Below are 13,740 nucleotides of genomic sequence, written 5' to 3'. Positions count from 1 at the left end.
TCAGGCGTAGATATCTGTCCAAAGCTCGTCCAGCGACGGCTCGGGGCTTTCTTTCGAGAATTCAGCGGCTTGATTGACGATCTCTTTGATCTCTTTGTCGATCGCCTTCAGGTCATCCTCGGTCGCGTGTTTGCCGGAAAGCAGCAGCTCGCGGACATGTTCGATCGGGTCGCTTTGTTCGCGCACCTTCTGAACCTCTTCGCGGGTGCGGTACTTGGCCGGGTCGGACATCGAGTGTCCGCGATAGCGATAGGTTTTGATTTCCAGAATGTACGGACCTTTGCCCGCGCGGCAATGGGCGACGGCCTTCTCGCTGGCCTCTTTGACCGCCAGCACATCCATGCCGTTGACGATCTCGCCGGGGATGCCGAACGCCTCGCCCCGGTGATAGATGTCCTTGGTTGAGGTCGAGCGCGCCTGGGACGTCCCCATGGCGTATTGGTTGTTCTCGATCACAAAGATCACCGGCAGTTCCCAGATCGCGGCCATGTTGAAGGTCTCATAGACCTGCCCCTGGTTTGCGGCGCCGTCCCCAAAATAGGTGAAGGTGACGCGGCCGTTTTCCTGATACTTGTCGGCAAAGGCCAGACCGGCACCCAGAGGAACCTGCGCCCCGACGATGCCGTGACCGCCATAGAAATGCTTCTCTTTCGAGAACATATGCATCGAACCGCCTTTGCCCTTGGACAATCCGCCCTCGCGCCCGGTCAGTTCTGCCATTACGCCGCCCGGATCCATGCCGCAGGCCAGCATATGCCCATGATCGCGATAAGAGGTGATCCGCTTGTCACCTTCTTCGGCGGCTGCTTCCAGTCCCACAACAACTGCCTCTTGACCGATATACAGGTGGCAGAAACCACCGATCAGACCCATGCCGTATAGCTGGCCAGCCTTTTCTTCGAATCGGCGGATCAGCAACATTTCACGGTAATAGGTCTTGAGTTCTTCCGCAGAAACGTTTGGTTTCTTTGTGGTTTTTCGCGCAGCCATTGTGGCGATCTCCCCCTCTCGGCAAGATAGTTTAGCGTTAAACTATCTAATAGAACATTTGAGGCTTTCTGGCGAGTGGAAATATTGCGCTGTGGTTTGACACGCGGAAAACCGTTCAGGTAGGGACGTATGCGTTACCACAGCAGGGATTTCCGACGAAGAAATTTGGTCCCGCTCAGCGGATGACAATCTCATCCGAGCGGATCATACCAAGGATCGAGCGCGCCTGCTGATCCAGTAAATCGAGGTCAAGATAGGTGTCTGAAAGCCTGCGGGTCAGATTTTCCATTTCGGCGATTTCGGTGCTCAACGCTGCAAGGTCGCGCGACAGAGCATCCCGTTCCGCTGCAATCTCGACCCGTCGAAACAGGCCATAGTCTCCCTGGACGGCAGCAAAGGTGAAATACACACCCAGCATGAAAGCCACCGAGAAAAAAGCAACTGAGCCCAAACCGGGCCGATGGGAACGGGACACTCTGTTTACCGCCGTATGAAGTCTGCCTCAATGTCGTGCCATTATGCTTGGCATCTGACTGCACTATGTCACAGGTGATTCGGCTTGTGAATCCCCCGATTCGCAAAATTACCCGTGCAGCTGAATTTATTGTTCCAGCGCGGCGACACCGGGCAAGGTTTTACCTTCCATCCATTCCAGGAATGCGCCGCCTGCTGTCGAGATATAGGTGAAATCCCGCGCCGCGCCGGACGCGTTCAGGGCGGCTACGGTATCACCACCGCCCGCGACCGAGACCAACTGGCCCGAACGGCTGAGCGCGGCAGCTTTCAGTGCGGCCGCATTCGTTGCGGCATCGAACGGTTCCAGTTCAAAGGCGCCCAAAGGGCCGTTCCAGATCAGGGTTCGGCTTTGGCTGATGACTTCAGTGATAGCGGCGACACTCTCGGGGCCTGCATCCAGGATCATGCCGTCTTCGGGGCATTGGTCTGCGGGTAAAACCTGATGCGGCGCATTGGCCTGGAAGGTTTTTGCAACAACCACGTCACACGGCAGAACGATCTGGCAACCAGAGTTTTCCGCCTTGGCAAGAATCTCTGCGGCAGTGTCTTTCATCGCGGTTTCCGCCAGCGATTTGCCGACACTGATACCTTGTGCCACTAGGAAGGTGTTGGCCATGCCACCGCCGATGATCAGGTGATCCACCTTGTCGATCAGGTTGCCCAGCAGCTCCAGCTTGGTTGACACTTTTGCCCCACCGACCACTGCTGTTACCGGACGCTCGGGCGCGCCAAGAGCGCTTTCAAGTGCCTGCAGCTCGGCCTGCATCAGCCGACCAGCGCAGGCAGGCAGCAGACGAGCGATGGCTTCGGTTGAGCTGTGGGCGCGGTGCGCAGCGGAAAAGGCGTCGTTGCAATAGACCTCGCCCAGTTTGGCCATGCCTGCGGCCAGATCAGGATCATTCTTGGTTTCAGCAGCATGAAAACGGGTGTTTTCCAACAGCAATACTTGCCCGGCTTGCAGGGTGTCTGCGACAAGCTCGGCCTCGGTTCCGACGCAATCGGCTGCGAACAGAACCTGCGCACCAAAGGCGCTTTCCAATGTGGGGATAAGTTGTTTCAGCGACAGGCTTTCGCGCCGCTCTCCGCCCGGGCGTCCGAAATGGGCCAAAAGGATAGGCTTGCCACCTGCAGCGAGAATATCGCGTACTGTGGGTACGATGCGCTGAATCCGGGTAGCGTCGGTCACGACCCCATCCACCACGGGCACATTGATATCCACGCGCACCAGCACGCGCTTACCGTTCAGGTCCATATCGTCCAGTGTTTTCCAGCCCATCGCGCGATCCTCGTGTTTGGCAACCGATCTAGGCGGTTCTTTTCCTGCATTTTGCCCTCAGGTCAATGCGTCACTTGGCTTTCGCATGCGTGGCGCATAGGTATTTGCGCAAGATAAACGACAGGAGGGCCACATGGCCGAGATCAAGGATCCCGAAAACACAATCATCATCGAGCTGAAGGGCGGCAATGTCGTCATCGAGCTGCTGCCAGATGTGGCCCCGCAGCATAGCGCTCGGATGAAGGAACTGGCGCGCAGCGGTGAATATGACAACGTGGCATTTCACCGTGTGATCGACGGTTTCATGGCGCAAACCGGTGACGTGCAGCACGGCGATATGGAAGACGGATTCAACCTGCGCAGTGCAGGCACAGGCGGGTCATCGCTGCCGAATGTTCCGGCAGAGTTTTCGAAACTGCCGCATGATCGCGGCACGTTAGGCGCGGCTCGGTCGCAGAATCCGGACTCGGCCAATTCGCAGTTTTTCATCAACTTTAGCGACAACCATTTCCTGAACGGCCAATACACGGTCTATGGCCGTGTCATCGACGGGATGGAGCATGTGGACGCCATCGTTCGGGGCGAGCCTCCCGCAAGCCCGGATCGTATGATCAGCGTTAAGGTGGCTGCCGATGTATAAGCTGGCCGCCGCATTTGTCCTGCTGGCTGGTCCTGCACTGGCCACGGGCCTTGAGATCGAGATTGAGGGCGAGGGGGCCAATGGCACCGTAACCGTTGATCTGTTTGACGATATTGCCCCCAAGCATGTTGAACAAATTAGCGCCCTTGCCGCTGCTGGTCAGTATGATGGCGTGGTGTTTCACCGCGTGATCGACGGCTTCATGGCTCAGACCGGTGACGTTGAACACGGTCGGGTCGGTGGCGATATGCGTCGTGCCGGTACTGGTGGTTCGGATCGGCCGGATCTGCCAGCTGAGTTCTCGGACTATAACTTTGATCGTGGTGTTATTGGCATGGCCCGGGCGCAGGATCCCGACAGTGCCAACTCGCAATTCTTCATAATGTTTGAACCTGGGCCGTTCCTGAACGGTCAGTATACGGTTGTCGGTCAGGTCACTGACGGTATGGACGTTGTTGATGCGATCAAGCGGGGCGAAGGCCCGAACGGAGCCGTAATCGGCCAGCCGGATGCGATGAAAAAGGTCACCGTGACCGAATAGATAAAAGGACCCCGGTGCCTGGTCAGGTGCCGGGGTCTTTTTGTAAGCGTGCGCTTGGATCAGTCGTCAGACATGGCCTTCCAGATCAGCGCACCAATCGCGCCGCCTATCAGCGGGGCAACCCAGAACAACCATAGCTGAGTCAACGCCGGCCCATCGGCAAACAGGGCAACACCGGTTGACCGTGCCGGGTTGACAGATGTGTTGGTCACCGGGATCGAGATCAGGTGGATCAGCGTCAGCGCCAGACCGATGGCAATCGGCGCGAACCCTGCCGGAGCACCGCTTGAGGTCGCGCCCAGAATGATCAGGATGAAAAATGCCGTCAGCACGATCTCGATCACCAAGGCGGACATCATCGAATAGCCCATGGGTGAAGCCTCGCCATAGCCATTGGACGCAAAGCCTCCAACCCCGGCGAAATCTGGTGCGCCGCTGACGATCAGATACAGAACAGCCGCTGCTGCAATCGCTCCGATGACCTGAGCAATCCAATAGGGCAGCAGGTCCTTAGCCGGGAACCGCCCGCCGATCATTAAACCCAGACTGACTGCCGGATTGAAATGCCCGCCTGAAATGTGGCCAACGGCAAATGCCATAGTCAGCACTGTTAGGCCAAAGGCGAAAGATACGCCCAACCAGCCGATACCGACATCCGCGACGCCAGCCGCTAAAACAGCGCTGCCGCAACCGCCAAGCACCAACCAGAATGTACCGAAAAATTCAGCCATGAGTTTTGTTGACATGAAAAGTCCTCCGAAAACCAATGGGCTGTAGTGTAATCCAAAACGCAGAAATATCGAAGCTACTCATCACACATAGAAATTCGGCGGAGAATGAAGGGGTATTTGGGCGCGCTTGCCACGTCAAAAGGGGGCAGATAGACCTATGGGTGTGGCATGGAAATATGGGTTCAGCCTACGATGACGTCAAAGACGAATAAGCCGGTTAAGGCCAAGTTATTGCCGGATGATCCGTTCGTCCCGCTCATTCAGGATGCTTATCGCGTTTTTAAACGTCCAAAGCCAAGCAGTATCGAGGTCTGCGAAGGGTGCTGCATGGAACCGGATATCGAGGCTGATTTCTTTCACCCGCCCATTCAGGAACTGCCGTTGCACTATCTTCAGGACTGGTATTTTGCAGCGAGTGATCCGGGAGGGATTGCCAAGAATACCTGGGCCTATCTTTTGCCGCGTGTGCTAGAGGTCTTGGCCTGTGGCGAAGAGGTAAGCTCTGTCGGGATCGAAGTCAGCCTAAGCCGGTATCCGACGGGACAGGCCCGGAACTGGTCGTCGGAGGAGTGGCGTGTCCTGGACAATTTTCAGAAACGCTTTCTTCTGAAGGCGATCGAAGGGGGCTCAGAAGAATGTCTGGACGATACGCTTTGCATGTTTCGCCTCGGGGGGTGGCCAATGGATGGCCTTTTGGCGCAGGTAGCCGCAGTTAAAACGGCGACTTTGGCAGAACGGTTCTGGCAGGACTGGTGTTACGGGTATGCGCCCTCGGTTTGGATCACGGCCTTCTGGGAAAGCCCGGACGGCACGGCTGCATTTGATTTTTACACGTCTGAAGTCATGTATCGAAGAATGCAGCAGCTTGCCTTTGATGATGGCACGCCACCAGAATTGTCCGAAAAGGCGCTGATGGTCGCAGAAGTGATCGAGGCCAATGCGACCTGGAACCAACCTGATCAGTGAAAGCACTTCGGTCAGAATTGCAAAAGAAAACGCCGCAGGCTGTCCCGCGGCGTTTGTTTCCTGTCAGTCTGTCAGGATTACTGTTTGACGTCAGCAGCCGGGTTAGCGCCCGGTTTTCCGCTGCGGCCAGGGTTCAGAGGATCGTCCTGACGCTGAACGGAGCCTTCGAAATGCGCGCCGCTTTCGATGGCGATTGTCTTGTGAATGATGTCGCCTTCGACCCGTGCGGTCGAGGTCAGGCGCACTTTCAGGCCACGCACGCGGCCAACGATACGGCCGTTGATGACAACGTCATCTGCAGTGACTTCGCCCTTGATGGTCGCCGTTTCACCGATGGTCAGCAGATGCGCACGAATGTCACCTTCCACCGTACCTTCGACCTGAATGTCACCCGAGGTTTTCAGGTTGCCGGTGATGTGCAGATCCGAAGACAGGACCGATGCAGGTGGCTTGGGTTTGGGCGCGGTGCTGGCCTTGGTTTCCGTCGGTGCAGGGGTTGCCGGAGTGGCCGGAGCGGCAGGCTTGGCGGCCTCTGGGGCATTGGTTCCGGGCTCGTTGATTTTGCTCTTAGAAAACATTTCTTGCAGCCTTGATGTAAGTCATTGGGTTAACAGGTTTTCCGTTTACGCGGACCTCATAGTGCAGGTGCGTTCCGGTCGACCGTCCGGTGTTACCCATATCAGCAATATGATCCCCGCGCGAGACCCTTTGGCCAACCTTAACCCGTAACTTGGTGTTATGAGCGTAAAGTGTCTCAATTCCGAAGGCGTGCCGGATTTTGACCAGACGCCCGAAACCCGATTGCCAGCCCGCATGGGTGACTACGCCGTCGGCGGTCGCAAAGATATCAGTTCCATGTGCACCGGCGAAATCGGAACCGTTATGCATGCGGCGACCGCCCGTTTTAGGGTCACGGCGCGTGCCGAAGCCACTGGTAAAGCGGACAGCCGCTTTTACCGGGCTGGCAAAAGGGGCCTTTTCTGCTGCGATACGATAGAGGTTCAGCTGGTCCATCTGTTGCAACAGAGTGTTCGCGCGGATCTCGTCGGGGGTCAGGTCCTCACCGCGCGTGCTGAAGGAAATTGGGGTGAGGGGGCCACCCATGCCGCTATAGCCACGCCGTACTTCTTCAATGATACGGTCAGTTGGCATACCTGCCTGTCGGAACATCTTGTCGAGCGGTTCAACCGAGATGATCATTGCTTCTTCTAGCTGACGGAAAATCTCGTCGCTGCGTTCCTGCATCAGCCGGATCTCAAGCTCGAGATCGTCCCGCTGATCCAGTGCGTTCCGGGCGTCGGCTGCGATCTGATCACGCTCTTGCGCGGTGCGGGTCAGAGCAACGGTCATAAATTCCATCTGTTCGGGGCTGGCAGTGTTTGCCAACACGAGCCCATCATCAGAATCTGATTGTTGCAGCGCCGCAAGCTCCTGACGGGCAGATTCCCGTTGTTTCATGGTGGTGCGCAGGGTGGACTGGATAACCTCGATCCCCGTTTCCAATTCACGGCGGCGGTTTTCGGACGCCAGCAGCTCGGATTGCATCGCAGAGATCTGTTCAAGCGCGGCGTTGAACCGGTCCTGAGCCATCAGAGCCTCATGAGCGCGCACGTCACGCTCTGCTGACAGGATATTCAGCCGCTCCTGATATGTCGCCTGATCGCGCTTGGCCTGTTCCCGGAAGTTGCCTGATCCGATGCTGTCCATCAACAGGATTGCCGTAGTGACCGCAGTCCAGCCAACAAACAGGGCAACACCAGCAACTGCAAAGATCTGTGTCTCTGAGCTGAGCCGGATGAACCGTGTGTCATTGTCAGATTTCAGAAATACCCGGCGTTCCGGGAAGTGCTGCTCAAGCAGCGAATGTAGTTTGATTGCCAGACGTGTTCGCACGCGCCTTACCTCTCGATCCCCAAATTCGGGATCGGTTGTGAGTGGTCTCCGTCCCTTGGGGCAACTGCATAGAGGGGACGTCCGATTTGGGCAAGTTTGTTAACTAGTTCACACAACAAACAGGGTTAATCCCGCCAATTCTCGGCGAGAAATTGCCGATTACATCAGCTGGAGGATGTTTCAAAGACCGCTATTGCCGTGCATGCCAACCTAGCGGGCAGAGCCGGGCGGCGGCAGGCCTTCAGTCAGCGGCCAATAGAAATCCGGTGGTAATCCGGCTTCGGCCCGCTTTTCTTCGTTGAAGGGCGGTTTAAGAGCGCCATGAAAATAGCGCCGGACCAGATCGTGAAAGATACCCTTTGGGTCAGCGTTCTCGCGTCCGCAAAGGAAATGGAACCACTTGGACCCGTAAGCAACATGCCCGACTTCTTCGGCGTAGATCACCTCGAGCGCTGCAATGGCCTGTTCAGCCTTGGCCTTGCGGAAGATGTCAATCATGCCGGGGGTCACATCCAGACCCCGCGCCTCAAGCACCATCGGCACTACGGCCAAACGGCCCATCAAATCTTCTGCTGTATCTTCGGCAGCGCGCCACATACCCGCATGGGCGGGCAGGGCGCCGTAATGACTGCCCATCTGTTCCAGGCAATCGCAGACCATTTCGAAGTGGCGCGATTCCTCTTCGGCGCATTTGACCCAGTCGTCGTAGAAACCGATAGGCATAGGGACATGGCCAAATCGGGCGATGATATCCCAATGCAGATCAACCGCGTTCAGTTCGATATGGGCGACCGCGTGTAGCAGGGCGATGCGCCCAGCCTCGGAGCCGGGGCGGCGCTTCGGCACATCCCGGGGGGACAGCAACTCGGGTTTGTCCGGTCGGGCCGGGTTCAGCGGTGGCGTAGCCGTGCCAACGTCTATCGCAGGAGCTTCCCCTGATCGCGCGGCAAACCAAGCCGCAGCATGGCGCTTGGACAGGGTGGTCTTTTCGCGCCCATCTGCGGTGGTCAGAACTTCGGTCGCCATTTGGGTCAGTGTTTTCGACACCGGGATATCTCCGCTTTCAAGATTTGTGCGGGTCATAATCCGGATGACGACCGCGGTGACGAGGGTTACAGCGCGCGCGCGGCTTCCAGTACCTCTTCCACATGGCCGGGTACTTTGACCTTGCGCCAGAGGCGGGCGATCTTGCCTTCGGCGTCGATCAGAAAGGTCGAGCGTTCGATCCCCATCGACTTGCGCCCATACATGTTCTTTTCGACCCACACGCCGTAATCCTCGCAAACGGTCGAACCTTCGTCGGACAGAAGCGGCGTTGTAAGACCGTGTTTGGCGACGAATTTGTCATGCTTTGCCACCGTGTCGCGCGAGATGCCGAAAACCTGGGCACCGGCATCGGCAAAGGCTTGAAGTTGTTCCGAGAAACCGATGGATTCCTTGGTGCAGCCCGGCGTATCATCGCGGGGATAGAAAAACAAAACGACGGCGCTGCCTTGCAGGTCTGACAGCGTAACCTCACCACCGCCGTCGCGGGGCAAAGTGAAACCGGGGGCGATGTCTGTAACGTCGGGCATTGGAAACTCCGCTAAAGGTTTTTAAGTGCTGCCTGACATCATGGTTTGGTGCAAGCAGGTAATAGGGCGTGGGTCGGAATTTGGCGCGGCAAGAAGATACACAAGAAGGCCCGGACGGGAAGCCCCGCCGCCGTCGGTCACGCCGCCGTATCGCTGCGTGGGGGATCGTCGGAACCTTCCTGTTGCTTTGCCTGCTGGCCTTTGGCGGCTGGTTCTTTCTGATTGGCAAACAGCTGCACGCGCCTGACTGGATGCGGGCCCAGGCCGAAAAACGGCTGGATCAAAGCCTTGGGGGGATCAAGATCCGCTTTGGCGATGCTAGCTTTATCGTCAACGAAAACTGGTTGCCACGTTTGCGACTGACGGATGTGACCATAAGCGACGCGGCGGGACAACAGATCGCGCAAGTGGCGGATATGCGCACACGGTTGTCGATGCGGTGGCTGCTACGGGGGAAAATCCGGCCGCGCACGATTACCCTGCGCGATGCCCAAATCGCATTGACCCGCGGCTTGGACGGGGCGCTTTCGTTGACAGTCGGTTCTGGCAGTGCGCCGGTTCAGCGGGCGCGGACATTGATCGAGTTGATCGAGGAATCTGACGATGTCTTTTTGTCACCGCTGCTGTCGGGCCTGCGGTCGGTCGAGCTTGAGTCGTTGACGCTGGACTATCAGGATTTGCGCCTGTCGCGCGCCTGGGTTTTCGACGGCGGACATATTTCGATCATCCGTACCGGTGACGAAATGCGCATGTCCACTGGGTTCTCTGTTCTGACAGGGCGCGATTATGCCAGTTCGATTGAGGTAAATTATACCAGCGTACTTGGAACGCCCCAGGCAAGCTTTGGCTTTGCCATAACCGACCTGCCTGCCGAGGATATTGCAAGTCAAAGCCTTGCCTTGTCATGGTTACAGGTCCTTGACGCTCCGATCTCGGGCGCGGTGCGCGGCAGTGTTGATGGCAACGCGGCGCTGGGGCCGTTATTTGCGACCCTGAACCTTGCGGCAGGCGCGGTGCAAGCCAACCAAGAGACAAAACCGATCCCGTTTGAATCCGCCAGGGCTTATTTCAGCTATGACCCAAGTCGGCAGGAGCTGGATTTCGACGAGGTTTCTGTAGTCTCCGCCTGGGGGTCCGTTCAGGCCGAGGGAAGGGCCTTTTTGAGAGGTATCGAGAATGGACTGCTGGAAAGCCTGACCTCTCAACTCCGTCTCAGCAGCATCGACATCAACCCGGCTGGTCTGTTTCCGGAACCCCTCAAGTTGGCGCGTGCCGACCTTGATCTGAAGATGAAGCTGGCCCCGTTCGAGTTGCGCCTCGGACAGATGACGGTTGAAGACGAAAACCTAACGCTGCGTGCTAGGGGTAATCTGATTGGTGAAGCCGAAGGTTGGTCGGGGTACCTCGAGGCCCATCTGGACGAGTTGGAGTCAGGCCAGTTGCTGAGATACTGGCCCCAATTACTTGCCGAAAAGCCGCGTAAATGGGTGTCCGACAATTTATATGAAGGCCGGCTCTCGGATGTCGATTTTGCATTACGGTTGAAGCCGGACACCAAGCCGGACATTTACTTGGACTTCGGGTTCGACGACGCCAAAATCCGCTTTGCCAAAACTTTACCTCCGGTCCAGGACGCTCAGGGGCAGGCCAGCCTGATCAACCAACGGTTTACCGTGACAGCCGAGAAAGCGGTTGTCATTGCCGATCAGGGCGGCCCGATAGACGGGTCAGGAACATCCTTCATTATTCCGGATACGTCGATCAAAAAGCTTTCGCCGGCGATTGTGCGCGTCAAGGCCAAGGGCTCGGCAACGGCCGCCTTGTCTTTGATGGATCGTCCCCCTCTGCAGCTGATGACAAAGGCAAATTTGCCCGTGGATGTGGCCTCTGGCGATGTGGAACTGTCAGGCACCTTATCTCTGCCGATGAAGAAGGGGCTGAAGTTCGATGAAACCCAGTTTCACTTTACTGGTAAGATTGGTGATGTGCACAGTGATCGCTTGGTCAAAGGTTTTGTCGTCAGCGCGCCTCAGTTGACTATTTCAGGTGACCAATCCGCTGTCGAAGTCGGTGGCGACGGATATTTCGGCGACGTGCCCCTGCAGGCAACCTGGCGCCAGCCTATTGGGGGTCGAGAACCGAAACCCAGTGAACTGAAAGGGCAGATCGAGATTTCGCCCCGGTTGGTGACCGAGCTGCGTGCCGGGTTACCAAAGGGTATGCTGACCGGAAAAGGCGTTGCCGACATAACCTTGGGCATCGGTGCTGGCCGCCCCCCGAAACTGACGGCGACATCGGATCTGGAAGGCGTTGTGCTGTCCATTCCCGAGCTCGGGTGGCGCAAAGGCGCTGGTACCAAGGGGTCGATGGATGTCGAGGCAACGCTGGGCGATCAGATGCGCGTGGATACACTTCGGCTGGATGCGGCGGGGTTGCGAAGCCTGGCCTCCATTAATTTCAAAAATGGTGCTTTCGATCGTGTTGAGTTCAGCTCCTTCGAGCTGGGGAACTGGCTAGCGGTTCCGGCGGAGCTGATTTCACGGGGGTCAGCTTTGCCCGACATCAGGGTTCTGGGGGGCGTGATGAATCTGGGGGGCGCGACCTTTGGATCCTCCGAAGGTGGTGGCGGTGGTTCCGGGCAGGGGCCCGAGCTGGATGTAGTGTTGGATCGCCTCCAGATTACAGAGACGATCGCCCTGACCGGGTTCAAGGGAAAATTTGCGACAACTGGCGGTGTCAGCGGCGCGTTCACGGCGAATGTAAACGGCGGTGCTGCTGTGCGCGGACAGGTGACCCCGCGCGGAGGGCGCAGTGCAGTCAATCTAATCTCTGGTGATGCAGGCGACGTTCTGAGATCGGCCAAAATGATAACCCAGGCGCGCGGTGGCAAACTGGACCTGCAACTGGAACCGGTCGGCGGGGCCGGGAACTTCGATGTCATCATGAAGATCGTGAACACCCGAATTCATGACGCCCCGGCCATGGCTGCCTTGCTGAACGCAATCAGCCTTGTTGGGCTTGTGGATGAAATGGCTGGGCAAGGCATCTTTTTCTCGAGCATCGAAAGCCGAATGCGGATTACGCCGACCGAAATCAAGGTTCTCAGCGGCAGCGCCGTCGGTCCTTCGATGGGATTGTCCTTCGACGGGACAATCGACACGGTTAGCGAAATGCTGAACTTGCGTGGCGCGATTTCCCCAATCTATCTGGTGAATGCGATTGGAAGTGTCTTCACCAAAAAAGGTGAAGGTGTGATCGCGTTCAATTATACTCTGACCGGCCCTTTGAAATCACCCTCTGTCTCGGTCAACCCTCTGTCAGGGCTTGCGCCATTGTTCTTGCGCAACCTTCTAAGGGAGCCCGCGCCGAAGGTTCAGGATGGGCCAAATGCACAGAAAGCCAAGCCGGATGAGCCCAAGCGCACCTTTGGATCGCCGCCAAAAGACAACTGAACAGGGATATAGCCGAATCTGATACGACCCTGTAAGGCGCGCCCATGAAACTCAGCGATTTCGATTTCCACCTGCCCGAAAATTTGATTGCCACCCGGCCTGCCAACCCGCGCTCTTCGGCGCGTTTGCTTGTGGCCGAAGGCGATGCAATCTCGCATGCGCATGTCTTTGACCTGCCAGACTGGCTGCGACCCGGTGACCGGCTGGTGTTGAATGATACGCGGGTCATCCCGGCACGCCTCAGCGGGCGGCGTCATCGCGACAGTGCGCAAGGGCCGGTGTCTGCGTCGATCGAAGCGACGTTGCTTGATCCGCAGGCAGACGGCACCTGGGCGGCGTTGATCAAGCCTCTCAAGAAGGTCAAGACAGGTGAGGTGATCCGGTTTTCGGATCAACTGAGCGCTGAGTTGGATAGGGTGGCGGACGGGCAGGCCTTTCTGCGGTTTAACCTTACGGGGCAGGATTTCGATGCTGCGCTGGAACAGGCCGGCGCGATGCCGCTGCCGCCTTATATTGCCGCCAAGCGTCCAGCCGATGCGCAGGACAAGACGGATTACCAGACGATCTGGGCGCGCAACTCCGGGGCCGTGGCCGCGCCCACCGCGTCGCTGCATTTTGACGAAGCGCTGATGCAGGCGCTTACCGCGCACGGTGTTTCTGTTTCCTACGTTACGCTTCATGTTGGTGCCGGAACGTTCCTGCCAGTCAAGGTCGAGGATGTGACGACCCATAAGATGCATGCAGAATGGGGCAGGGTCAGTGCGGAAGCCGTCAGTGAAATTCGTGAAACCAAAGCCATAGGTGGCCGTGTCATTCCGGTGGGCACAACCGCGCTGCGATTGATCGAAAGCGCCGCCCGCAGTGGACAGATCGTACCCTGGGAAGGCGATACTGACATCTTCATCTATCCCGGCTTTCAGTTTCACGTCACGGATGCGCTGATCACCAATTTCCATCTGCCGAAATCCACGCTGCTGATGTTGGTTTCAGCTTTGATGGGGCAGGATCGGATGCAAGAGGTTTATGAGCACGCGATTGCGCAGAACTATCGGTTCTTTTCATATGGGGATGGGTCGCTTTTGATCCCTTGAGCGGCGTGTTGTCGGGATCGTTGCTTTTCGATGTCGTAGACAAGCGGGTTCAAAGCCGTTTTTGATATTA

General features: G+C 57.3%; 13 protein-coding genes. 5 read left to right on the top strand and 8 right to left on the bottom strand.

Going from position 1 to position 13,740, the window contains the following annotated elements; translation table 11 throughout:
- The 3 genes from pdhA to AC2FLE_RS06005 all read right to left on the bottom strand — a co-directional run bounded on the left by pdhA (window position 1) and on the right by AC2FLE_RS06005 (window position 2,782).
- Window positions 1–990 (bottom strand): pyruvate dehydrogenase (acetyl-transferring) E1 component subunit alpha, encoded by a 990-nt coding sequence (gene pdhA, locus AC2FLE_RS06015; RefSeq protein WP_142633213.1) that lies wholly within the window; start codon window positions 988–990, stop codon window positions 1–3.
- Between the two features lie 175 nt (window positions 991–1,165).
- On the bottom strand, window positions 1,166–1,465 hold the full coding sequence (locus AC2FLE_RS06010) for an FtsB family cell division protein (RefSeq protein ID WP_185956602.1): 300 nt from the start codon (window positions 1,463–1,465) through the stop codon (window positions 1,166–1,168).
- A gap of 126 nt (window positions 1,466–1,591) precedes the next feature.
- A complete protein-coding gene (locus tag AC2FLE_RS06005; protein ID WP_496695793.1) occupies window positions 1,592–2,782 on the bottom strand; it encodes a phosphoglycerate kinase in 1,191 nt (396 codons plus the stop codon).
- A 133-nt stretch (window positions 2,783–2,915) separates the two neighbouring features.
- Here AC2FLE_RS06005 and AC2FLE_RS06000 point away from each other — a divergent pair, with 133 nt between their 5' ends.
- Together AC2FLE_RS06000 and AC2FLE_RS05995 are read left to right on the top strand one after the other, a co-directional pair.
- Window positions 2,916–3,422 carry a peptidylprolyl isomerase gene (locus AC2FLE_RS06000; protein WP_271947577.1) on the top strand — a complete coding sequence of 169 codons (507 nt, stop codon included), beginning with the start codon at window positions 2,916–2,918 and terminating at the stop codon, window positions 3,420–3,422.
- On the top strand, window positions 3,415–3,963 hold the full coding sequence (locus AC2FLE_RS05995; protein WP_142633219.1) for a peptidylprolyl isomerase: 549 nt from the start codon (window positions 3,415–3,417) through the stop codon (window positions 3,961–3,963). The genes AC2FLE_RS06000 and AC2FLE_RS05995 overlap by 8 nt, the downstream gene beginning before the upstream one ends.
- Window positions 3,964–4,022: 59 nt before the next feature.
- On the opposite strand, the gene aqpZ is transcribed toward AC2FLE_RS05995, so the two are convergent.
- Complete coding sequence (gene aqpZ / locus AC2FLE_RS05990; RefSeq protein ID WP_282021819.1) at window positions 4,023–4,709, bottom strand: aquaporin Z; 687 nt, start codon at window positions 4,707–4,709, stop codon at window positions 4,023–4,025.
- A 153-nt stretch (window positions 4,710–4,862) separates the two neighbouring features.
- Here aqpZ and AC2FLE_RS05985 point away from each other — a divergent pair, with 153 nt between their 5' ends.
- A complete protein-coding gene (locus tag AC2FLE_RS05985; protein ID WP_496695790.1) occupies window positions 4,863–5,660 on the top strand; it encodes a hypothetical protein in 798 nt (265 codons plus the stop codon).
- Window positions 5,661–5,737: 77 nt separating this feature from the next.
- Here AC2FLE_RS05985 and AC2FLE_RS05980 read toward each other — a convergent pair whose 3' ends face one another.
- The 4 genes from AC2FLE_RS05980 to AC2FLE_RS05965 all read right to left on the bottom strand — a co-directional run bounded on the left by AC2FLE_RS05980 (window position 5,738) and on the right by AC2FLE_RS05965 (window position 9,127).
- Complete coding sequence (locus tag AC2FLE_RS05980; protein ID WP_271947570.1) at window positions 5,738–6,238, bottom strand: bactofilin family protein; 501 nt, start codon at window positions 6,236–6,238, stop codon at window positions 5,738–5,740.
- Window positions 6,228–7,553: a DUF5930 domain-containing protein gene (locus AC2FLE_RS05975; protein WP_496695789.1), complete on the bottom strand. Its 1,326-nt coding sequence runs from the start codon at window positions 7,551–7,553 to the stop codon at window positions 6,228–6,230. Before AC2FLE_RS05975 ends, AC2FLE_RS05980 begins: the two co-directional genes overlap by 11 nt.
- A 210-nt stretch (window positions 7,554–7,763) precedes the next feature.
- Window positions 7,764–8,636: a ferritin-like domain-containing protein gene (locus AC2FLE_RS05970; RefSeq protein ID WP_496695787.1), complete on the bottom strand. Its 873-nt coding sequence runs from the start codon at window positions 8,634–8,636 to the stop codon at window positions 7,764–7,766.
- 29 nt (window positions 8,637–8,665) lie between these two features.
- Window positions 8,666–9,127 carry a peroxiredoxin gene (locus tag AC2FLE_RS05965; protein ID WP_496695785.1) on the bottom strand — a complete coding sequence of 154 codons (462 nt, stop codon included), beginning with the start codon at window positions 9,125–9,127 and terminating at the stop codon, window positions 8,666–8,668.
- A 68-nt stretch (window positions 9,128–9,195) separates the two neighbouring features.
- Here AC2FLE_RS05965 and AC2FLE_RS05960 point away from each other — a divergent pair, with 68 nt between their 5' ends.
- Both AC2FLE_RS05960 and queA read left to right on the top strand, forming a co-directional pair.
- On the top strand, window positions 9,196–12,579 hold the full coding sequence (locus AC2FLE_RS05960) for a YhdP family protein (protein ID WP_496695784.1): 3,384 nt from the start codon (window positions 9,196–9,198) through the stop codon (window positions 12,577–12,579).
- A 44-nt stretch (window positions 12,580–12,623) separates the two neighbouring features.
- Window positions 12,624–13,670 (top strand): tRNA preQ1(34) S-adenosylmethionine ribosyltransferase-isomerase QueA, encoded by a 1,047-nt coding sequence (gene queA / locus AC2FLE_RS05955; protein ID WP_496695782.1) that lies wholly within the window; start codon window positions 12,624–12,626, stop codon window positions 13,668–13,670.
- Window positions 13,671–13,740: the final 70 nt, after the last annotated feature.

Source organism: Ruegeria sp. CDSA077 (assembly GCF_059612265.1).
This window is presented reverse-complemented; position numbering and strand designations above follow the sequence as displayed.